Consider the following 20,664-nt stretch of genomic DNA (forward strand, 5'->3'; position numbering starts at 1 on the left):
CTTCCTGGAACTGCCGCTCGGCTGACCACCGGCCGCCGGACGGCGGACGGGGGGGGGGGGGGGGGGCGGGGGGCCGCCCCCCCCCCCCCCCCGGGGGGGGGGGGGGGCGGGCCCCCCCCCCCCCCCCCCCCCCCCCGCGGGTCCTGTCGGTGCCGGGGTCAGCCCAGCTTCGTCACATCGCGGACGGCGCCCTTGTCGGCGCTCGTCGCCATCGCCGCGTACGCGCGCAGGGCCGCCGACACCTTGCGCTGGCGGTTCCTCGGCTCGTACACGCCGTTCAGCGCTTCCCGGCGGGTGGCGAGGGTGGCCTCGTCGACGAGGAGCTCGATCGAGCGGTTCGGGATGTCGATACGGATGCGGTCGCCGTCCTCGACGAGGGCGATCGTGCCGCCCGAGGCCGCCTCCGGCGAGGCGTGGCCGATGGACAGGCCCGACGTACCGCCGGAGAAGCGTCCGTCCGTGACAAGCGCGCAGGTCTTGCCCAGGCCCCGGCCCTTGAGGAACGACGTCGGGTAGAGCATCTCCTGCATGCCGGGGCCGCCGCGCGGGCCCTCGTACCGGATGACGACCACGTCGCCGTGCTTGACCTGCTTGTTCAGGATCTTCTCGACGGCCTCGTCCTGCGACTCGCAGACCACGGCCGGGCCCTCGAAGGTCCAGATCGACTCGTCGACCCCGGCCGTCTTCACGACGCAGCCGTCGGCGGCCAGGTTGCCGTGCAGGACCGCGAGGCCGCCGTCCTTCGAGTACGCGTGGGCCCCGTCGCGGATGCAGCCGCCGGCCGCGTCCACGTCGAGCGCCGCCCAGCGCTCGGACTGCGAGAAGGCGGTCGCCGAGCGGACGCAGCCGGGGGCAGCGTGGAACAGCTCGACGGCCTCGTCCGACGGCGAGCCGCCGCGGACGTCCCAGGTGTCCAGCCACTCCTTGATGGAGCGGGAGTGGACGGAGTGGACGTCCTCGTCGAGGAGACCCGCGCGGTAGAGCTCGCCGAGGAGGGCCGGGATGCCGCCGGCGCGGTGCACGTCCTCCATGTAGTACGTGCGGTCCTTGGCGACGTTCGGGGCGACCTTGGCCAGGCAGGGCACCCGGCGCGAGACCTCGTCCATGTCCGGCAGGCCGTACTCGAGCTCGGCCTCCTGGGCGGCGGCGAGCAGGTGCAGGATCGTGTTGGTCGAGCCGCCCATGGCGATGTCGAGGGCCATGGCGTTCTCGAAGGCCCCGCGGGTCGCGATCGAGCGCGGCAGGACCGAGGCGTCGTCCTCGTCGTAGTAACGACGGGTGATGTCGACGACCGTGCGGGCCGCGGCCTCGTACAGGCCCTTGCGGGCGGTGTGGGTGGCGAGCAGCGAGCCGTTGCCGGGGAGGGAGAGGCCGATCGCCTCGGTCAGGCAGTTCATCGAGTTGGCGGTGAACATGCCGGAACAGGACCCGCAGGTCGGACAGGCGTTCTCCTCGATGCGGAGGATGTCCTCGTCCGAGATGTTCGGGTTCACGGCGTCGGACATCGCGTCGACCAGGTCGAGGGTGCGGACCGTGCCGTCGACGAGGGTCGCGCGGCCGGCCTCCATCGGACCGCCGGAGACGAAGACCGTCGGGATGTTGAGGCGCAGGGCCGCCATCAGCATGCCGGGGGTGATCTTGTCGCAGTTGGAGATGCAGATCAGGGCGTCGGCGCAGTGCGCCTCGACCATGTACTCCACGCTGTCCGCGATCAGGTCGCGGGAGGGCAGGGAGTAGAGCATGCCGCCGTGGCCCATCGCGATGCCGTCGTCGACGGCGATCGTGTTGAACTCGCGGGGGATGGCCCCGGCGGCCGTGATGGCCTCGGAGACGATCCGGCCGACCGGCTGGAGATGGGTGTGGCCGGGGACGAACTCCGTGAAGGAGTTGGCGACCGCGATGATCGGCTTCCGGCCGATGTCCGCGCCGGGTACACCGGAGGCGCGCATCAGGGCGCGTGCGCCCGCCATGTTGCGACCGTGGGTGACTGTACGGGACCTCAGCTCGGGCATCGCCGCTCGCTCCTCGTGATGGGTGGGCTTGCATTCGAGCGTACGCCGACGGACCAAGATCCGGACAGGGTGTCCGTATGGCGGACGGAGTGTTCAGGGACCGGACGCGGCTGTCGGGGTCAGGCCTCGGTCAGGTACCGCTGGAGGGTCGGGGCCACCATCGCCACGATCTTCTCCGGGTCCGCCGACGCCAGCGGCTCGACCTGGATCACGTACCGCAGGATGGCGATCCCGATCATGTGGGAGGCCGCCAGCTCCGCGCGGAACTTCGGGTCCGGTACGTCGAGCTCGTCCGCGATCCGCTCCAGGAGCCGCCGCAGCACGAAGGTCCGCAGGACCTTGGCCGCGGCCTCGTGGGTCAGCGCGGAGCGGACGATGGCGAGGAGCGGGGCGCGGCTCGCCGGGTTCTCCCAGACGCCGATGAAGAAGCGCGCGAGCCGTTCCCCGATGGTCTCGCGCGGGCCGCCGACGATCGCGGGGACGACGGTCGCCGGCTCGAAGGAGACCTCGATCGCCGCGGCGAAGACCTCGTCCTTCGTACCGAAGTAGTGGTGCACGAGCGCCGGGTCGACCCCCGCCGCCTTGGCGATGCCGCGGACCGAGGCCCTGTCGTAGCCGCGCTCGGCGAACTGGGCGCGGGCCGCCTCCAGGATGCGTTCCCGTGCGCCGGGTCCGCTCTCCTCCTCGGTACGGGACGGGCGGCCGCGGCGGCGCGGAGCCGGTTCGGTCACGGCCGCGGGACCCGGGACGGGCGGGTGGCCGCCGAGGCGAGGTGGAGCCGGGTGAAGGCGAGGGCCTCCGCGAGGTCGGCCTCGCGTTCGGCGGCTGACATCGCGCGACGGGTGTTGACCTCGATCACGACGTGGCCGTCGAAGCCGGTGAGCGCGAGGCGTTCCAGGAGCTCGGCGCAGGGCTGGGTGCCGCGCCCCGGGACCAGGTGCTCGTCCTTGGCGGACCCCTTGCCGTCGGCGAGGTGGACGTGGCCGAGGCGGTCGCCCATGCGATCGATCATCGCGAGGGCGTCGGTGCGGGCGGTCGCGGTGTGCGAGAGGTCGACGGTGAAGTGCCGGTAGTCGTCCTTGGTGACGTCCCACTCGGGGGCGTACGCGAGCATCTCGCGGTCCTTGTACCGCCACGGATACATGTTCTCGACGGCGAACCGTACGTCGGTCTCGTCCGCCATCCGCCAGATGCCGGTGACGAAGTCCTTGGCGTACTGGCGCTGCCAGCGGAACGGGGGGTGCACGACGACCGTCGACGCGCCGAGCCGCTCGGCCGCCGCCTGGGCGCGCTGGAGCTTGACCCACGGGTCGGTGGACCAGACGCGCTGGGTGATGAGGAGGCAGGGGGCGTGCACGGCCAGGATCGGCACCTGGTGGTAGTCGGAGAGCCGGCGCAGCGCCTCGATGTCCTGGCTGACCGGATCGGTCCACACCATGACCTCGACACCGTCGTAGCCGAGGCGCGCGGCGATCTCGAAGGCCGTCGCCGTCGACTCCGGATAGACCGAGGCCGTCGACAGGGCGACCTTCGCATCCGGGACGCGCACCGCTGGTTCTGCCACGGGGACAGGGTACGGGGCGGGCCGGGGGGTGGGGGGTGGTTCAGGTCACGCCGGGGGTGGGGTGGAGGCGGGGCGGGGGCGGGGTTCCTGTGCGTGGTCCCGGCCCCCTCCCCCGTCAGTGGCCCGGCAGGTGGTCCAGGCGGCGCAGGATGACGCCCTCGCGCAGGGCCCAGGGGCAGATCTCCAGTTCCTCCACCCCGAGCAGGTCCATCGCGCCCTCCGCGACCAGCGCGCCCGCGAGGAGCTGTCCGGCGCGGCCCTCCGAGACGCCCGGCAGGGCCGCGCGCTCGGGGATGGTCATCCCGGCGAGGCGCGGGACCCACTCCTCCAGGGACTTGCGGGTCAGGCGCCGCTGGACGTAGAGGCCCTCGCCCGAGCCGGGGGCGCCGGCGATCCTGGCCAGCTGCTTGAAGGTCTTGGAGGTGGCCACGACGTGGTTCGGGCGCCCGGAGCGGCTGAACTCGCTGACGTTACGGGCGATCTGCGCGCGCACATGGCGGCGGAGGGCCTTCACGTCGTCGAGGTCGGCCGGGTCGCCCCGCAGCCAGCCGGCGGTCAGCCGGCCCGCTCCGAGCGGCAGGGAGACGGCCGTGTCGGGGTCCTCGTCCATGCCGTACGCGACTTCGAGGGAGCCGCCCCCGATGTCGAGGAGGAGCAGCTTGCCCGCGGACCAGCCGAACCAGCGGCGGGCGGCGAGGAAGGTGAGCCGGGCCTCCTCCTCGCCGGTGAGGACCTGGAGGTCGATCCCGGTCTCGTCCTTCACGCGCGCGAGGACGGCGTCGGCGTTGCTGGCCTCGCGGACCGCGGAGGTCGCGAACGGCAGCACCTCCTCGCAGCCCTTCTCCTCGGCGACCAGGAGCGCGTCCCTGACGGTCGCGGTGAGCCGCTCGACGCCGTGCGGGGCGATGGCGCCCCGCTCGTCGAGTAGCTCGGCGAGCCGGAGCTCCGCCTTGTGGGAGTGGGCGGGCAGCGGCCGGGCGCCCGGGTGGGCGTCCACCACCAGGAAGTGCACTGTGTTCGAACCGACGTCGAGGACTCCGAGTCTCATGGGCGGAACGGTACTGCGCCGACCCGCATACGCTTGGTGGTGTGCCAAAGACCAAGAAGAGCGGCAAGAAGCGGGGCAAGGGCGTGGAGCCGGACGAGAAGGGCCTCGACTTCGCGCGCGCGTGGGTCGAGTTTCCCGACCCGGCCGACGAGGAGCAGGTCTTCCGCTGTGACCTGACCTGGCTGACCTCGCGCTGGACGTGTGTCTTCGGCAGCGGCTGCCAGGGCATCCAGGCGGGCCGGGCCGACGACGGCTGCTGCACGCTGGGCGCGCACTTCTCCGACGAGGACGACGAGAGGCGCGTCGCGACGCACGTGGCACGCCTCACTCCGGAGCTGTGGCAGTTCCACGACGTCGGTACGGAGTCGGGCTGGGTGCAGCTCGACGAGGACGGCGACCGGCAGACGCGCCGCTGGGAGGGGTCCTGCATCTTCCAGAACCGTCCCGGGTTCGCGGGCGGCGCGGGCTGCTCGCTGCACATCCTGGCCCTGCGGGAGGGCAAGGAGCCGCTGGAGACCAAGCCGGACGTCTGCTGGCAGCTGCCGGTGCGGCGCACGTACGACTGGATCGACCGGCCCGACGACACCCGGGTCCTCCAGGTGTCGATCGGTGAGTACGACCGCCGGGGCTGGGGTCCGGGCGGCCACGACCTGCACTGGTGGTGCACCTCGGCCACGTCGGCGCACGGGGCCGGGGAGCCGGTCTACGTCACGTACCGGCCCGAGCTCACGGAGATGATGGGCAAGGAGGCGTACGAGGTCCTGGCCGGGCTGTGCGAGGCCCGGCTCTCCTCGCAGCTGCCGCTGGTCGCCCCGCACCCGGCCGACCCGCAGGTCTAGGGGCCGAGCCGGGACGCCGGCCGGAGTCGTACCGATTCGGCCCGGCGGCTCGTTCAGGGCGAGGGCGGCGGGGACGATTCCTCCGTCGTCGGCGGTGTGGTCGTGGGCTCCGTCGTGCCCGGGTCCGTCGTGGTCGGAGGCGGCTCCTCCGTCGTCGGGGGCGGGGTCGTCGGCTCCGTGGTGGGCGGGCTCGTCGGCGGGGTCGTCGGCTCCGTGGTCGTCGGCGGCGGCTCCTCCGTGGTCGGCGGAGGCGTCGTCGGCCCGGTGGTCGGCGGACTCGTGGGCGGGGTCGTCGGCTCCGTGGTCGTCGGCGGCGGGGTGACCGGGTCGATGACGGGCGGCGGGGCGGTCTCGCCGCGCCCGTCGATCCTGACCACCGCGCCCGAGGGGTTCACCCCGATCCTGGCGCTCCAGACGCCCCGGGGTTCGCGGCTGTGGTCGACGCGGACGGCGATGGTGACCTTCTCGCCGGGGCGGAGCGTGCCGGTGGCCCGGCTGACGTACAGCCAGGGCGCGTCCGTCCACAGCGACCACTCGACGGGGGTGCCGCCCTCGGCGGTGAGGGTGAGCAGGGTGAGGTCGCCCTGGCCGCGCGCCTCGACCGAGATCCAGCCGGGGGCGGTCTCACCGGGACGGGCCGGGCCGGTGGGGGCGGTGGGGGCGCCGGGGCTGATCACCTCGACGGAGACGTCGGGGGCGCGGCTGCCCCGGGTGAAGCGGGGCTCGGGGGTCGTACGGGCGTTGCCCGTGTTCTCGTACCGGTCGTAGGGGCGGCCGTCGGGGCCGACCGGCTCGTCGGCCTCGCGCGCGCTGATCCGGGAGCCGTCATGGGCGTTCACGTCGGCGGCCGGGGCGCCACGGTAGGACGTCCACAGGGCGAGCACGGGCGCGGCGACCACGGCCGCGACGACGGTGGTCGTCACCGCGCGGGCCCGCATCCGGTCGCGACGGGCCACGTGGTCCTTCGGGTCCATGGGGAACCCGGTCGGGGTGAAGCGCGGGGCTCCGGCACGCGCGCGTGGGACGTGCAGCATCGCCATGTACGCGGCGGCCCTCGGCGCCTCGACGAGCGGCAGCCCGCCCGGGGGCAGGGCTCCGGCGCCGGGCCAGGGGCCGGTGGCGCCGACGCGCTCGGCGGCCCGTCGGCAGCGGGGGCAGTCGTCCACGTGCCGGACGAGTTCGGCCCGCAGGGCGGCCGACAGGAGCACCTGGCGGTCGCCGGTGAGCCGGGCGACGGTGGGGCAGCTGCCGGTCTCGACGACGGCGAGGGCGGCGCGGGTGCGCTCGACCTCGCAGCCGGCGGTGGCGAGGAGCTCGCGGGCGGCGAGCGGGTCGAGGGAGAGCACGGCGGCGACCTGGCGGTGGCTGAGGCCGTGCCGTACGGCCAGTTCCAGGGCCTCCCGCTGCTCGGGGGTGGTGCCGGCGGCCTCGGGCCAGGCGAGCAGGGCGAGTTCGGCGCGGCGCCGCTCGGCGGTCTCCTCGGGGACCCGGGGCGGCTCGGGGGCGGTGACGGCCGGGCGGCCGGTGTGGGCGCCCTGGCGCTTGCGGCGCTGCTCGCCGAGGCTGCGCAGACAGGCCCAGCGGGCGAGGGCGTACAGCCAGGCCGTACGGCCGTCCTCGTCGGAGGGGCAGCGGCCGTGGTGGCGCTCGGCGACGGCGAGGACGTCGCCGAGGACGGCGGTGGCCGTGTCGTGGTCGCAGAGCACGGAGAGGCAGTACGTGAAGAGGCCGTCGAGGGCGGCCTCGTAACGGGCGGGGGGCTTCCGGCCGAGCGCGCGCGGTCCCTCGTCCGCGGCGGGGTGCGCCCGGTGTGCGCCGGTGGTGCGTGCGGGGGAATCCAGCCTGCTGCTCGTCACCGGTCGACCGTAGGCAGGGTGGGGGGCGCTTTTCGTACCGGCCGCGTTCTTCTCAGTCTTACGGGTGAATGTATCGCTCGAAAGGGGACAGGAACCCGGCGTTCCGGGGTCGGGGGGCGGCCCTGCGGCGGACCGGGGCCCGTTGTCGGTGGGGGCCGCTACGGTGGGCGACATGGCTGCCCGTACGAAATCGACCAAGGACCGGCCGTCCTACCGCTGCACCGAGTGCGGCTGGCAGACGGCCAAGTGGCTCGGCCGCTGCCCCGAGTGCCAGGCCTGGGGGACGGTCGAGGAGTACGGCGCGCCCGCCGTCCGTACGACCGCGGCGGGCCGGGTGTCCACCGCCGCCGTCCCCATCGGGCAGGTCGACGGCCGGCAGGCCACCGCCCGCTCCACCGGCGTCGACGAGCTGGACCGGGTCCTCGGCGGGGGTCTGGTGCCCGGCGCCGTCGTGCTGCTCGCGGGCGAGCCGGGCGTCGGCAAGTCCACGCTCCTGCTCGACGTGGCGGCCAAGGCGGCGAACGACGAGCACCGCACGCTGTACGTCACGGGCGAGGAGTCCGCGAGCCAGGTCCGGCTGCGCGCCGACCGGATCAACGCGCTCAGCGACCACCTGTACCTGGCGGCAGAGACCGATCTGTCGGCGGTCCTCGGGCACCTGGACGCCGTGAAGCCCTCGCTGCTGATCATGGACTCGGTGCAGACCGTCGCCTCGCCCGAGATCGACGGCGCGCCCGGTGGCATGGCCCAGGTCCGCGAGGTCGCCGGCGCGCTCATCCGGGCCTCCAAGGAGCGCGGCATGTCCACGCTCCTCGTCGGCCACGTCACCAAGGACGGGGCCATCGCGGGCCCCCGGCTCCTGGAGCACCTGGTCGACGTCGTCCTGAGCTTCGAGGGCGACCGGCACGCGCGCCTGCGGCTGGTCCGGGGCGTCAAGAACCGGTACGGGGCGACCGACGAGGTCGGCTGCTTCGAGCTGCACGACGAGGGCATCACCGGCCTGACCGACCCGTCGGGGCTCTTCCTGACCCGACGTGACGTGGCCGTGCCCGGCACCTGTCTGACGGTGACCCTGGAGGGCCGCCGGCCGCTCGTCGCCGAGGTCCAGTCTCTGACCGTGGACAGCCAGATCCCGTCCCCGCGCCGGACCGTCTCCGGTCTGGAGACCTCCCGTGTCTCGATGATGCTGGCGGTCCTGGAGCAGCGCGGCCGGATCAGCGCGCTGGGCAAGCGCGACATCTACAGCGCGACCGTGGGCGGTGTGAAGCTCACCGAGCCCGCCGCCGACCTGGCGATCGCCCTCGCGCTCGCCTCGGCGGCGAGCGACACCCCGCTGCCGAAGAACCTGGTGGCGATCGGCGAGGTCGGCCTCGCGGGCGAGGTCCGCCGGGTCACGGGCGTCCAGCGCCGGCTGGCCGAGGCGCACCGGCTGGGCTTCACGCACGCGCTGGTCCCGACGGACCCGGGCAGGGTGCCGCCGGGCATGAAGGTGACAGAGGTCGCGGACATGGGCGACGCGCTCCGGGTGCTGCCGCGCAGCCGCCGCGCGAAGGCGCCGGAGGGCGGGGAGGGGTAGCGGGGCGGGGGCGCGGCGCACGGGGCGTGGCGGGGGCGGCGCGCGCGGGGCGGAGTTCTCTTCGGGGGCGGTCCCGTACCTCCGTCGAGCGGTAGGCCGGGACCCCGTACACGGGGCGGAAGGTTTCCTCCGTACGCTTCGCAAAGGCGCGGAGGGTTAGGTCCGTGCCGGGGCGGGGACCCCTTTCGGATTACCCGGGATCGGTCGGGGGCGGAGGGCGGCGGGGTGGTGTCGCTAGACTTTGCCCTGGTCTCGCCCATCCGTACGAGCCGGAGGAGTGCAGTGGCAGCCAAGGACGGGGCAGCAGCTCCTGGAAAGTCCGGCGCGGGCTCCGGCAACGAAGCACTGATGCGCGCCGCCCTGAGCGCGGTCGCGCCGGGCACCGCGCTGCGCGACGGCCTGGAGCGGATCCTCCGCGGCAACACCGGTGGGCTCCTCGTGCTCGGCCTGGACAAGACGGTCGACTCGATGTGCACCGGCGGTTTCGTGCTGGACGTCGAGTTCGCCGCCACGCGCCTGCGTGAGCTGTGCAAGCTCGACGGCGCGCTCGTCCTCGACAAGGACATCACCAAGATCCACCGCGCGGGCGTGCAGCTGGTCCCGGACGCGTCCATCCCCACCGACGAGACCGGCACCCGGCACCGTACGGCGGACCGGGTCTCCAAGCAGTGCAACTACCCGGTCGTCTCCGTCTCCCAGTCGATGCGGCTGATCGCGCTGTACGTGAACGGGGAGCGCCGGGTCCTGGAGGAGTCGGCGGCGATCCTGTCCCGCGCCAACCAGGCCCTCGCCACCCTGGAGCGGTACAAGCTGCGTCTCGACGAGGTGGCCGGCACGCTCTCCGCGCTGGAGATCGAGGACCTGGTCACGGTCCGGGACGTCACCGCCGTCGCCCAGCGTCTCGAGATGGTCCGCCGGATCGCCACCGAGATCGCCGAGTACGTGGTCGAGCTCGGCACCGACGGACGGCTCCTCTCGCTCCAGCTCGACGAGCTGATCGCGGGTGTGGAGCCGGAGCGCGAGCTGGTGATCCGGGACTACGTGCCGGAGCCCACCGCCAAGCGCGCGCGTACGGTCGCGGAGGCGCTCACCGAGCTGGACGCCCTGACCCACACCGAGCTGCTCGAACTGCCGGTCGTGGCACGGGCGCTGGGGTACAGCGGCTCGCCCGAGACCCTCGACTCGGCCGTCTCGCCGCGTGGCTACCGGCTCCTCGCGAAGGTGCCGAGGCTGCCGGGCGCGATCATCGAGCGGCTCGTGGAGCACTTCGGCGGGCTGCAGAAGCTGCTCGCGGCCAGCGTGGACGACCTCCAGACCGTCGACGGGGTCGGCGAGGCCCGCGCCCGCAGCGTGCGCGAGGGCCTGTCCCGGCTCGCGGAGTCCTCGATCCTGGAGCGGTACGTCTAGGAGCTCGATCCTGGAGCGGTACGTCCAGGAGGACGTAGCGCCTGGCCGTACGTCTGGACGTAGTCCGGGCCGGGCGTCCGGGAGGGCGTACCGCGAGGTCAGTCCTTGGTGAGGGTGAACGAGGCCGGGAGCACCTTCGCGCCCGGCATCGTCGCCTCCACGAGGTAGGTGCCGGGGCCGGCCTGGCCCGCCGGGGCGGTGGCGCACTGCGGCGCGCTCCGCTTGCGGTCCCATTCCACGGTGTGGGTGACGGTGGCCCCCGCGGGGACGCGCAGCAGGACCGGGGCGCCGGGGCTCGGGCAGTCGGCGGAGGACCAGATCTCGTCGTCCTGCTTGTCGCTGATCGTCAGGACCGCGCTGCGGGGGCCGAAGTCGGCCTTGCAGTCGGCGTTCGAGGTGTTCTTCGCGACGAGCTGGAAGCGCGGCTTCTGCCCAGCCTCGTAGCTGACCTGCGCGCTGCGGAGCGTCAACTGCAGTGCTCCGGCCTGGCAGTTCGGAAGGGGTGAATCGGCCGGCAGCTGCTGCCCCGCGCCGGTGCCCGCGCCTCCGTCGCCGCCCGCGCCGTCGGTGTCGCCGTTCTTGCCGCCGTCACCGGTGCCGGCCGTCGTGCCGGTGGTCGTGCCCGTAGTGGTGCCCGTGGTCGTACCGGCGTCGGTGCCCGCGCCCGGGTCCGTACCGGAGCCGTCCGTACCGCCGTTGCCTCCCGTCGCGCCGCCGGTGGAGCCGGTGGTGTCGCCCGACTCGTCCGACTCGTCGCGTCCGCCCGGCTGTTGGCTGATCGCCGGTCCCGTGCCGACGGGGCCGGGGGTGATCGAGGGAGGGGTGGGAGACGAGCCGTTGGCCGCGTCGTTCGACTTCTTCCCGCCCCCGTCACCGGAGGTGACGGCCCAGACGGCGAGGAGCGCGAGCAGCGCCACCAGGCACGCCGCCGCCGCCCTCCGTCGCCAGTAGATGGTGGAGGGAAGCGGCCCGACCGGATTGCGCAAAGATCCCACGACCCGAACCTTACGAGAGATCCGGCCCAACTCCCGCCCCACCCGCCGCCCGAGACATCAAGTTTTGCCGATGATCACATCCGTCCGGTCCGGGAACTTTTCGCGGAACGGCGCCGGGGCCGCTCGCGACCTCACCCGAAACCGGGGGGAACCGGACCGAATCGCGAGACCCCCACTTTCGTCGGGGGTCGCCCTGGCCGATGGCCCGGGGCGGAGGGCTCCGGATTCCGGTTAGCGTCGTGCACCATGAACACCCTCCTCGACCTCTCCGATCGTCTGTATCTCGACGTCGCCGACTTCGCCCACTCCACCCCCCACTGGTTCCAGTGGCTCGCCGAGGTCTGGACCGAGGCCGGACTGCTGCTGTTCGGCGCGCTGTTCCTGGCCGGGTGGTGGCGCTCCCGCGAGGGTTCGAGCCGGGTGATGGCGCTCGCGCTGCTCGCCCCGCTCGCCACCGCGTTCGGGTACGTGGTGAGCGAGGGGCTGAAGTCGCTGGTCGACGAGGAACGCCCGTGCCGTGCGGTCCTCGGGGCGCCCGTCTCGCTCGTCACCTGCCCGCCGTACGGCGACTGGTCCTTCCCCAGCAACCACTCGGCCATCGCGGGCGCCGCCGCGGTCGCGCTCGCGCTGTCCTGGCGCGGGATGGTCTGGCTGACCGTGCCGATGGCGCTGCTCATGGCGTTCTCCCGGGTCTTCGTCGGCGTCCACTACCCGCACGACGTGACCGTCGGTCTGCTGCTCGGCGGCCTGGTCGCCTTCCTTGTCATGCGGGCTGCGGTCAGGCCCGTGGGCACCCTGGTGGAGACGGCCCGGTCGAGCCGGAGCTCGGCCGTGGTGTGGTGCGCGGGGCGCGGCCCCCGGACGCACGCGGTCCCGCGCGCGGAGGAGCCCCAGCGAGCGGGCCAGGGCGTGCGCTGAGCGGGTGCCGGTGGGGGGTTTGGGCCGGGCCTCGGGTTCCGGTTAGCGGGTCGGGCTCGGGCTGCGGCTCGGGCTCGGCCTCCGGCTATCGGATCCGACCTCGGCTCCGGCTCCGGCTCGGCCTCCGGCTATCGGATCCGACCTCGGCTCCGGCTCCGGCTATCGGCTATCGGCTATCGGATCCAACCTCGGCCTCGGCCTCTGTTTCCGCGCGTGTACGGAGCGTGCGGCGTCGCCCCCGCGCCCGGCCTGGCGGATATCCACCCCGGCGTGCGCGCCTCGGCGCGCAACGCGATGCCACCCCGGCGCCCGTGCCACGGCGCGTACGGTTCGCGTCGTGGACGTGCCAGGATCAGAGATGCCATGACTTCCATCGACGCTCCCCTCCCGACCGGCGCCCCCGACGCCGCCGCCGGCCCGACGCCCCCCGCCGAGCTGCACGGGCCCGTCCTCGCCTGGTTCGACCGGCACGCCCGTGACCTGCCCTGGCGCCGCGCCGAGGCCGGCGCGTGGGGCGTCATGGTCAGCGAGTTCATGCTCCAGCAGACCCCGGTCGTCCGGGTCATGCCGGTGTACGAGCAGTGGCTCGCGCGCTGGCCGCGCCCCGCCGACCTGGCCGCCGACGCTCCCGGCGAGGCGGTCCGCGCCTGGGGCAGGCTCGGCTATCCGCGCCGGGCGCTGCGCCTGCACGCGGCCGCCGTGGCCATAACGGAACGGCACGGCGGCGACGTACCGAGCGACCACGGTCAGCTGCTCGCACTGCCCGGCATCGGCGAGTACACGGCCGCCGCGGTCGCCTCCTTCGCGTACGGGCAGCGGCACGCGGTCCTGGACACCAACGTGCGCCGGGTCTTCGCGCGGGCGGCGAGCGGCGTCCAGTACCCGCCGAACGCGACCACGGCCGCCGAGCGGCGGCTCGCTCGTGCCCTGCTGCCCGAGGACGAGGCGACGGCGTCCCGCTGGGCCGCCGCCTCCATGGAGCTGGGCGCGCTGGTCTGCACGGCGAAGAACGAGGACTGCGGGCGCTGCCCGATCTCCGGGCGGTGCGCCTGGCGGCTCTCCGGGAAGCCGGCCCACGACGGGCCGCCGCGGCGCGGCCAGACGTACGCGGGGACCGACCGGCAGGTCCGGGGCAGGCTCCTCGCGGTGCTGCGGGAGTCGGCGGACCCGGTGGCGCAGGCGGCCCTGGACACGGTCTGGGACGAACCGGTGCAGCGGACCAGGGCCCTGGACGGTCTGGTCGCGGACGGTCTCGTCGAGCCGCTGGACGACGGGTACTACCGGCTGCCTGTGTCCTGAGGGCCGTGTCCCGTGGCCTGAGGCCCGTGGCCCCGTGCCCTGAGGCCTGCGTCCTGAGCCCTGAGCCCTCCGATACGCGCGAAACCTCCTCCGGCCCGCTGTTACACAACCGATGGGTAGCCGTGCGTCCACCGACGGCTGCCCCGCACAACCCCGTGACAACCGCTCCGTAGCGTCGTCCACGACACGAGGAACAAGCTGGTCACGGGGTTCGGAGGCGGTTCGGATGAGGCATGGCGAGGTGCTCGACTTCGAGGAGTACGTACGCACGCGGCAGGACGCGCTGCTGCGCAGCGCCCGGCGTCTCGTGGCCGACCCCGTCGACGCCCAGGACCTTCTCCAGACGGCTCTCGCCCGTACCTTCGGGCGCTGGGACGGCATCGCCGACAAGTCCCTGGCCGACGCCTATCTGCGCCGGGTCATGATCAATACGCGGACGGAGTGGTGGCGCTCCCGCAGGCTCGAAGAGGTGCCCACCGAGCAGCTGCCCGACGCCTGCGGCGACGACCCGACCGAGCAGCACGCCGACCGGGCCCTCCTCATGGACGTCCTCAAGGTGCTCGCGCCGAAGCAGCGCAGCGTCGTCGTCCTGCGCCACTGGGAACAGATGAGCACGGAGGAGACGGCGGCGGCGCTCGGCATGTCGACGGGTACGGTGAAGTCCACGCTCCACCGCGCGCTCGCCCGGCTCCGTCAGGAGCTGGAGAGCCGTGACCTCGACGCCCGCGCCCTGGGGCGGACCGGAGAGCGGACGACCGTACGAGGCGACGAACGGGAGCGGGAGCGGTGCGCGGCCTAGACGGCGAAGCCGACGGCAGCAGACACGACGAGGACGGGCCCGGCGGCCACGGCAGGCACGACGGCGACGGAACCGGACACGGACACGACGACGGCAGCGGCAGCGGACACAGCGGCGGCGACGGCCCCCACGGGACCGGGCGCCGCCGTCGGCGCCGTACCGTCAAGGCGGCGAGCATCACGGCGGCGGCCGGGCTCGTCGCCGTCGGCCTGTCCATGGCCGCCTGCTCCACCGGCGGCACCGGCTCCCGCGACGAGGGCGCGGCGGGCACCCACGACGTGGCCGCGGCGCCGCCCACCCCCTCCCCCTCCGCCGGCGGCGGGCAGCAGTCCGCCGAGCGGGTGGACCCGATCGCGCTGCTCAAGGCCGACCCGAAGATCGGCGAGCGGCTCAAGACCGATCTGAAGCCGTGCGTCGCGGACGCCTACCCGGTGGACGCCTCCTACGGCAACCTCACGAACGCGCCCTCCCCCGACGTCGTCGTCAACGTGATGACCTGCGGTGATGCCGTCGGCATCGGCACGTACGTCTACCGGAAGCAGAGCGACCGGTACGAGAACGTCTTCATGGCGGAGGACGCTGCGGTCTACGCCACGATCGACCGGGGCGAGCTCGTCGTCACCAAGCAGGTGTACGCGAAGGGCGACCCGGTCGCGTACCCCTCGGGCGAGGACGTGATCACGTACCGCTGGTCGGGGACCAGGTTCACCCAGCACGACTGGGTGCACAACGACTACAGCCGGGCCGTCGGCGACGGTGGCGTCGCGGAGCCCGCGCCGAGCGAGGCCCCCACCCACTGAACCGGCCGCCGCAGTACAGAGCCGACCCCCGCGAGTACACAGCCGATCCCCGCAGTACAGAAGCAGCGCACAGACCCGGAGGGCACGCACGATGGCCGAGACCCATGTCCTGTTCGTCGAGGACGACGACGTCATCCGTGAGGCCACCCAGCTCGCCCTCGAGCGGGACGGCTTCCGTGTCACCGCCATGCCCGACGGGCTCTCCGGCCTGGACGCCTTCCGGGCGCAGCGGCCGGACATCGCCCTGCTCGACGTGATGCTGCCGGGCATGGACGGGGTCAGCCTCTGCCGGCGCATCCGTGACGAGTCGACCGTCCCGGTGATCATGCTGTCGGCGCGTGCCGACTCGATCGACGTCGTCCTCGGTCTCGAGGCGGGGGCCGACGACTACGTCACCAAGCCCTTCGACGGCTCCGTGCTGATGGCCCGTATCCGCGCCGTGCTGCGCCGTTTCGGCCACGCGGGCGGCGCCGGTGACCGCGGTGACGAGGCGCCGGGCGACGGCGGACTCCTCGTCTTCGGTGACCTGGAGGTCGACACCGAGGGCATGGAGGTCCGCAAGGGCGGGGCGCCGGTCGCCCTGACCCCGACCGAGATGCGGCTGCTCCTGGAGTTCTCGTCCGCGCCCGGCACCGTGCTGTCCCGGGACAAGCTCCTGGAGCGGGTCTGGGACTACGGCTGGGGCGGCGACACCCGGGTCGTGGACGTCCATGTGCAGCGGCTGCGCGCCAAGATCGGCCAGGACAGGATCGAGACGGTCCGCGGCTTCGGCTACAAGCTCAAGAGCTAGGGCCCGGTGTGAAGCTGCTCCCCCTCCGTACCGGCGTCCGCTGGAAGATCGCCGTCGCCATCGCGGCGGTCGGCGCGCTGATCGCGGTCACCCTGAGCGTCGTCGTGCACAACGCCGCCCGCATCTCGATGCTCGACAACGCGCGCGAGGTGCAGATGGAGCGGCTGCTCTTCGCGCAGCGGCTGTACGAGACGTCGAAGCCGAAGGAACCGCGCTTCGGCACGAAGATCAACGACCCCTCGCTGCCGGCCCAGCTCGACCAGCTGATGCGGGACAAGCGGCGTGGCACGTTCGTGCAGGAGCACCGGCACGGCGGGCCGCCCGACGTGTGGGCGGCCGTGCCGCTCGCCAACGGCGACGTGCTCTCGTTGCACATCCCCTTCGCCGACCGCAGCGCGACGATCATGAACGATCTGGACCGTGCCCTCGTCATCGGCTCGGTATCGGTGGTCTTCGGCGGCTGCGCGCTCGGTGTGCTCATCGGCGGGCAGCTCTCGCGGCGGCTGCGGAAGGCCGCCGTCGCGGCCGGCCGGGTCGCACAGGGGAACACGGACGTACGGGTCAGGGAGGCCGTCGGCGGGGTCGTCCGGGACGAGACCGACGACCTGGCGTGGGCGGTCGACGCCCTGACCGACGCCCTCAACGAGCGGATCGAGGCCGAGCGGCGGGTCACCGCGGACATCGCGCACGAGCTGCGCACCCCGGTGACGGGGCTGCTCACGGCGGCCGAGCTGCTTCCGCCGGGGCGGCCGACGGAGCTCGTACGGGACCGGGCGCAGGCGATGCGGACGCTGGTCGAGGACGTTCTGGAGGTGGCGCGTCTGGACAGCGCGTCCGAGCGGGCGGAGCTCCAGGAGATCGCGCTCGGCGAGTTCGTGGAGCGGCGGGTTCGGGCCCTCGACCCGGAGGTCGTCGTCCGGGTCGTCCACGAGTCGTGGGTGAACACCGACCCGCGGCGACTGGAACGCGTCCTGGGCAATCTCCTCGCGAACGCCGCCAAGCACGGCAGGCCGTCGGTGGAGGTCACGGTCGAGGGGCGGGTCGTCCGTGTCCGCGACCACGGGCCCGGTTTCCCCGAGGCGCTCCTCAAGGAGGGCCCGAGCCGGTTCCGTACGGGGTCGAGCGACCGCGCGGGTCAGGGGCACGGCCTGGGCCTCACGATCGCGGCGGGCCAGGCCCGGGTCCTCGGCGCCCGGCTGACCTTCCGGAACGTGGCCTCCGAGGGGGCGCCGAACGGGGTGGGCGGCGCCATCGCGGTGCTGTGGCTGCCGGACCACGCGCCGACGAACACGGGCAGCTTCCCGATGCTGCGGCTGCCGCCGGGCTGAGGACGGCGACTGACCCCGGTCGGGGGTACGGAGGGGGCCGGCCGGACCTGACGGCGGTCGGGGGTACGCCGGTGGGGCCGGCCCTGACGGCCTTCGGGATACGCCGGTGGGGCCTGCCCCTGCTCCTGACTGGCCCTGACGGCATCCGGGGATACGCCGGTGGGGCCGGCCCCTGTTCCGGGGCCGGCCCCACCTTCGTACCGCTTCAGCCCGCCGTCACACCGTCTCGGCGACCTTCGCGTTGTCGTCGCCCGGTGCCTTCGGGGTCGCCGGGCCGGCGCCGCGGAGCACCACCTCCTTGACGAAGAAGGCGAGGACGAAGCCGAGGACGGAGACCCCGGCGGCGACCAGGAAGGCGCCGTGCGTGCCCGAGACCACGGCGTGCTGGTAGGCCTCGCGGAGCGCCTCCGGCAGCTTGGCCAGGCTCGCCGCGTCGAGCTGGGCGGTCCGGTCGGTCAGCCCGGACCCGCCGCGCGCCGCCATCTCGTCCTGGACGCGGCTCGTGAAGAGCGCGCCCATGATCGCGACGCCGAAGGAGGAGCCGAGCGTCCGGAAGAGGGTGGTGGAGGACGAGGCGACGCCCATGTCCTTCATCTCGACGCTGTTCTGGGCGACCAGCATGGTGATCTGCATGAGGAAGCCCATGCCGGCGCCGAGGAGCGCCATGTAGATGCCGGAGGTCAGCCGCGAGGTGTCGGTGTCCATCGTGGAGAGCAGGAGGAGACCGGCCGTCATGAGGGCGCCGCCCACGATCGGGAAGATCTTGTACTTGCCGGTGCTGGTGGTGAACCGGCCGACGAGCAGCGAGACGAACATCATCGCGAGCAGCATCGGCAGGAGCAGCAGACCGGAGTTGGTCGCGGAGGCGCCCTGGACGGACTGCTGGAAGATCGGCAGGTAGAGGACCGCGCCGAACATCACGAAGCCCGCGATGAAGCCGATCAGGGACATCATGGTGAAGTTGCGGCTGCGGAAGATGTGCAGCGGCATGATCGGGTCGCTCGCGCGGGTCTCCACCCGGAGGAAGGCGGCGAGTGCGGCGGCGCCGCCGACCGCGAGGCCGATGATCGTGGCGGAACCCCAGGCGTACTCCGTACCGCCCCAGGTGGTGACCAGGACGATGGCGGTGATGCCGACGGTGAGGAGTGCGGCGCCGAGGAAGTCGATCCGGGTGCCCTTGGCCCGCTGCTTCTTCGGCAGGTGAAGGACGGTGGTGACCATGGCGAGGGCGACGGCGCCGAGCGGCAGGTTGATGTAGAAGGACCAGCGCCAGCCCCAGTGGTCGGTGATGGTGCCGCCGACGAGGGGGCCGCCGATCATGGCGAGGGCCATCACGCCGGCCATCATGCCCTGGTACTTGCCGCGCTCGCGGGGCGGGATCAGGTCGCCGATGATCGCCATCACGCCGACCATGAGACCGCCGGCGCCGAGGCCCTGGACGGTGCGGAAGCCGATGAGCTGGCCCATGTCCTGGGCCATGCCGCTGAGCGCCGAGCCGATCAGGAAGATCACGATCGAGACGAGGAAGACGCCCTTGCGGCCGAACATGTCGCCGACCTTGCCCCAGAGGGGGGTGGAGGCGGCGGTGGCCAGGGTGTAGGCGGTGACGACCCAGGAGAGGTGCTCCAGACCGCCGAGTTCGCCGACGATCGTCGGCATCGCGGTGCCGATGATCATGTTGTCCAGCATCGCGAGGAGCATCGCGATCATCAGGGCGAGGAGGACGACGCGGACACTGCGTGGCTGCTGCTCCGACTCCCCCTGCGCTGGCTTCGCTGTGGCTTGCGTCGTCATCTCGGTCCCTTACTTGCCGCCCGGCTAGTTACTACACTGAGGACGGTAGGCCGGTAACTAGCCGGGCGTCAAGTAAGTTTTCTGGAAAGTGGAGAGCAGCCATGGCCCGAGGCAACACCCGCCAGCGCATCCAGGACGTGGCCCTCGACCTCTTCGCCGAGCAGGGCTACGAGAAGACTTCGCTGCGCGAGATCGCGGAACGCCTCGACGTCACCAAAGCGGCGCTCTACTACCACTTCAAGACCAAGGAAGACATCCTCATCGGGATCTTCGAGGACCTGACCCGGCCCATGGACGAGCTGATCACCTGGGCGCAGGAACAGCCCCGCACCCTGGAGACCCGGCAGGAGGTGCTGCGCCGCTACCAGGTGGCGCTGCGCGCGGCCGCCCCGCTCTTCCGCTTCATGCAGGAGAACCAGGCCACGGTCCGCGAGCTCAGCGTCGGCCTCACCTTCAAGGAACGCATGATCACGCTGACCGGCCTGATCCAGGAGCCGGACTTCACGATGGTGGACAAGGTCCGCTGCGTCAGCGCGATCTTCACGCTGCACGCGGGCACGTTCTTCACGCAGAACATCGAGGGCGACCCCGAGGAGAAGCACAGGGCCACCCTCGAGGTCGCCCTCGATCTGCTCAATCAGGCCCACGGGGCCTCATGAAGTCTGTTCGTACGGCTCAGATGGAGACGCCGTGGGTCCGCAGGAAGGCGGCCGGGTTCACGGCGGAGCCGTAGTTCGGGGTCGTACGGATCTCGAAGTGCAGGTGCGGGCCGGAGGAGTTGCCGGTGTTGCCCGAGAGGGCGATCTGCTGACCGGCGGCGACCTTCTGGCCGACGTGCGCCTTGATCTTCGACAGGTGGGCGTACTGCGAGTACGTGCCGTTGGCGTGCTTGACGACGATCGCGTTCCCGTACGCGGGGCCGTCGCCGCCGCCGTTCGGGCCGGCCTTCACGACGGTGCCCGAGCCCGCGGCCTTGACCGGGGTGCCGACCGGGACGGCGAAGTCCTGGCCGGAGTGCTTGGAGGCCCACATGGCGCCGCCCTGGTTGTAGCTGGCGGTCAGGGTGTACGACGTGACCGGCTTGACCCAGGACGGGGCCTTCTTGGCGGCGACGGCCTTGGTGGCGGCCTTCTTGACGACCGCGGCCTTCTTGGCGGCGGCGATCTGCTTGGCGGCGGCGGCCTGCTTGGCAGCCGTGGCCTTCGCGGCAGCGGCCTCGACCTGGGCGGCGACGTGCGCCTGGGCGTCGGCCTGGGCGGCGACGGCGGCGGACGCGGTGACGGCGACCGGGGCGGCGGCGTTGCCCTCGGCGGCGAAGGCGGACCCTGCTCCGGTCACCATCGTCGCTCCCAGGCCGGCGGCGGCAAGAGCGACGACGGTGACACGGGCGGCGGGGTTCATGCGCTTCGACATACGGGGGAAACCTCCGGGAAGTACGGGACCCGACGCGAACGGTGCTGCGCCGGGCTGGCTTGCTCATCCTTGGTAACCCGGACCCCCAGCCATCCCAAAACACCCCATCTACGACATGCCGTCGTAGCGATCTCCCCGGAAGTTCAGCCCTTGACGACCGTGCGACCCTCCTTCGAAATCGGACATACCTACACAAGAGAAGCGGTTTATCCGCATGTCACCCCTG

Annotated in this window: 18 protein-coding genes; 10 read left to right on the forward strand and 8 right to left on the reverse strand. The window is 72.8% G+C overall.

Annotation, left to right across the window (positions count from 1 at the left end; genetic code table 11):
- Positions 1–158: 158 nt before the first annotated feature.
- The 4 genes from ilvD to ACIRB7_RS17450 form a co-directional block, all read right to left on the reverse strand.
- Positions 159–2,012 (reverse strand): dihydroxy-acid dehydratase, encoded by a 1,854-nt coding sequence (gene ilvD / locus ACIRB7_RS17435; protein ID WP_403598903.1) that lies wholly within the window; start codon positions 2,010–2,012, stop codon positions 159–161.
- A 119-nt stretch (positions 2,013–2,131) separates the two neighbouring features.
- On the reverse strand, positions 2,132–2,743 hold the full coding sequence (locus ACIRB7_RS17440; RefSeq protein ID WP_403598906.1) for a TetR family transcriptional regulator: 612 nt from the start codon (positions 2,741–2,743) through the stop codon (positions 2,132–2,134).
- Positions 2,740–3,576 carry a sugar phosphate isomerase/epimerase family protein gene (locus ACIRB7_RS17445; RefSeq protein WP_403598908.1) on the reverse strand — a complete coding sequence of 279 codons (837 nt, stop codon included), beginning with the start codon at positions 3,574–3,576 and terminating at the stop codon, positions 2,740–2,742. The genes ACIRB7_RS17440 and ACIRB7_RS17445 overlap by 4 nt, the downstream gene beginning before the upstream one ends.
- A gap of 115 nt (positions 3,577–3,691) precedes the next feature.
- On the reverse strand, positions 3,692–4,624 hold the full coding sequence (locus ACIRB7_RS17450; protein WP_403598911.1) for a Ppx/GppA family phosphatase: 933 nt from the start codon (positions 4,622–4,624) through the stop codon (positions 3,692–3,694).
- Positions 4,625–4,665: 41 nt separating this feature from the next.
- Between ACIRB7_RS17450 and ACIRB7_RS17455 the strand changes: the two genes are divergently transcribed.
- Positions 4,666–5,463 (forward strand): hypothetical protein, encoded by a 798-nt coding sequence (locus ACIRB7_RS17455; RefSeq protein WP_403598914.1) that lies wholly within the window; start codon positions 4,666–4,668, stop codon positions 5,461–5,463.
- Between the two features lie 53 nt (positions 5,464–5,516).
- On the opposite strand, the gene ACIRB7_RS17460 is transcribed toward ACIRB7_RS17455, so the two are convergent.
- Positions 5,517–7,319, reverse strand: coding sequence for a hypothetical protein (locus tag ACIRB7_RS17460; protein WP_403598916.1), 1,803 nt, complete (start codon positions 7,317–7,319; stop codon positions 5,517–5,519).
- 172 nt (positions 7,320–7,491) lie between these two features.
- Between ACIRB7_RS17460 and radA the strand changes: the two genes are divergently transcribed.
- Both radA and disA read left to right on the forward strand, forming a co-directional pair.
- Positions 7,492–8,895: a DNA repair protein RadA gene (gene radA / locus ACIRB7_RS17465; protein WP_403598919.1), complete on the forward strand. Its 1,404-nt coding sequence runs from the start codon at positions 7,492–7,494 to the stop codon at positions 8,893–8,895.
- Between the two features lie 282 nt (positions 8,896–9,177).
- On the forward strand, positions 9,178–10,302 hold the full coding sequence (gene disA / locus ACIRB7_RS17470) for a DNA integrity scanning diadenylate cyclase DisA (RefSeq protein WP_351216962.1): 1,125 nt from the start codon (positions 9,178–9,180) through the stop codon (positions 10,300–10,302).
- 98 nt (positions 10,303–10,400) lie between these two features.
- Here disA and ACIRB7_RS17475 read toward each other — a convergent pair whose 3' ends face one another.
- Positions 10,401–11,297 carry a hypothetical protein gene (locus ACIRB7_RS17475; RefSeq protein ID WP_403598923.1) on the reverse strand — a complete coding sequence of 299 codons (897 nt, stop codon included), beginning with the start codon at positions 11,295–11,297 and terminating at the stop codon, positions 10,401–10,403.
- A 246-nt stretch (positions 11,298–11,543) separates the two neighbouring features.
- Between ACIRB7_RS17475 and ACIRB7_RS17480 the strand changes: the two genes are divergently transcribed.
- The 6 genes from ACIRB7_RS17480 to cseC all read left to right on the forward strand — a co-directional run bounded on the left by ACIRB7_RS17480 (position 11,544) and on the right by cseC (position 17,231).
- Entirely contained in the window at positions 11,544–12,215 is a 672-nt protein-coding gene (locus ACIRB7_RS17480; RefSeq protein ID WP_403598926.1) for a phosphatase PAP2 family protein, read from the forward strand.
- Between the two features lie 363 nt (positions 12,216–12,578).
- Entirely contained in the window at positions 12,579–13,514 is a 936-nt protein-coding gene (locus ACIRB7_RS17485) for an A/G-specific adenine glycosylase (RefSeq protein WP_403598929.1), read from the forward strand.
- A gap of 226 nt (positions 13,515–13,740) precedes the next feature.
- Positions 13,741–14,313, forward strand: a complete 573-nt coding sequence (locus tag ACIRB7_RS17490) for a SigE family RNA polymerase sigma factor (RefSeq protein ID WP_384410685.1) — start codon at positions 13,741–13,743, stop codon at positions 14,311–14,313.
- The gene (locus ACIRB7_RS17495; protein ID WP_403598931.1) at positions 14,301–15,113 is read left to right on the forward strand and encodes a hypothetical protein; all 813 of its coding nucleotides are present in this window, start codon (positions 14,301–14,303) and stop codon (positions 15,111–15,113) included. Before ACIRB7_RS17490 ends, ACIRB7_RS17495 begins: the two co-directional genes overlap by 13 nt.
- Positions 15,114–15,204: 91 nt before the next feature.
- Positions 15,205–15,903 (forward strand): two-component system response regulator CseB, encoded by a 699-nt coding sequence (gene cseB, locus ACIRB7_RS17500; protein ID WP_403598933.1) that lies wholly within the window; start codon positions 15,205–15,207, stop codon positions 15,901–15,903.
- Positions 15,792–17,231: a two-component system sensor histidine kinase CseC gene (cseC, locus tag ACIRB7_RS17505; protein WP_403599948.1), complete on the forward strand. Its 1,440-nt coding sequence runs from the start codon at positions 15,792–15,794 to the stop codon at positions 17,229–17,231. Before cseB ends, cseC begins: the two co-directional genes overlap by 112 nt.
- 216 nt (positions 17,232–17,447) lie before the next feature.
- Here the strand turns inward: cseC and ACIRB7_RS17510 are convergent, their stop codons facing one another.
- The gene (locus tag ACIRB7_RS17510) at positions 17,448–19,025 is read right to left on the reverse strand and encodes an MDR family MFS transporter (RefSeq protein ID WP_403598936.1); all 1,578 of its coding nucleotides are present in this window, start codon (positions 19,023–19,025) and stop codon (positions 17,448–17,450) included.
- Positions 19,026–19,126: 101 nt separating this feature from the next.
- On the opposite strand from ACIRB7_RS17510, the gene ACIRB7_RS17515 reads away from it, so the two are divergent.
- Positions 19,127–19,684, forward strand: a complete 558-nt coding sequence (locus tag ACIRB7_RS17515) for a TetR/AcrR family transcriptional regulator (RefSeq protein WP_403598939.1) — start codon at positions 19,127–19,129, stop codon at positions 19,682–19,684.
- Between the two features lie 16 nt (positions 19,685–19,700).
- Here the strand turns inward: ACIRB7_RS17515 and ACIRB7_RS17520 are convergent, their stop codons facing one another.
- Entirely contained in the window at positions 19,701–20,438 is a 738-nt protein-coding gene (locus ACIRB7_RS17520; protein ID WP_403598941.1) for a M23 family metallopeptidase, read from the reverse strand.
- Between the last annotated feature and the right edge of the window lie 226 nt (positions 20,439–20,664).

Origin of the sequence: Streptomyces sp. NPDC093795, from assembly GCF_044764665.1 — a bacterium.
GTDB lineage: Bacteria > Actinomycetota > Actinomycetes > Streptomycetales > Streptomycetaceae > Streptomyces.

Bases quoted from the DNA above. Each gene is read 5' to 3' on its own strand.
- ilvD (WP_403598903.1), bottom strand. From the start codon at position 2,012: ATGCCCGAGCTGAGGTCCCGTACAGTCACCCACGGTCGCAACATGGCG.
- radA (WP_403598919.1), top strand. From the start codon at position 7,492: ATGGCTGCCCGTACGAAATCGACCAAGGACCGGCCGTCCTACCGCTGC.
- ACIRB7_RS17450 (WP_403598911.1), bottom strand. From the start codon at position 4,624: ATGAGACTCGGAGTCCTCGACGTCGGTTCGAACACAGTGCACTTCCTG.
- ACIRB7_RS17515 (WP_403598939.1), top strand. From the start codon at position 19,127: ATGGCCCGAGGCAACACCCGCCAGCGCATCCAGGACGTGGCCCTCGAC.
- ACIRB7_RS17485 (WP_403598929.1), top strand. From the start codon at position 12,579: ATGACTTCCATCGACGCTCCCCTCCCGACCGGCGCCCCCGACGCCGCC.
- ACIRB7_RS17510 (WP_403598936.1), bottom strand. From the start codon at position 19,025: ATGACGACGCAAGCCACAGCGAAGCCAGCGCAGGGGGAGTCGGAGCAG.
- ACIRB7_RS17520 (WP_403598941.1), bottom strand. From the start codon at position 20,438: ATGTCGAAGCGCATGAACCCCGCCGCCCGTGTCACCGTCGTCGCTCTT.
- cseB (WP_403598933.1), top strand. From the start codon at position 15,205: ATGGCCGAGACCCATGTCCTGTTCGTCGAGGACGACGACGTCATCCGT.
- ACIRB7_RS17490 (WP_384410685.1), top strand. From the start codon at position 13,741: ATGAGGCATGGCGAGGTGCTCGACTTCGAGGAGTACGTACGCACGCGG.
- ACIRB7_RS17480 (WP_403598926.1), top strand. From the start codon at position 11,544: ATGAACACCCTCCTCGACCTCTCCGATCGTCTGTATCTCGACGTCGCC.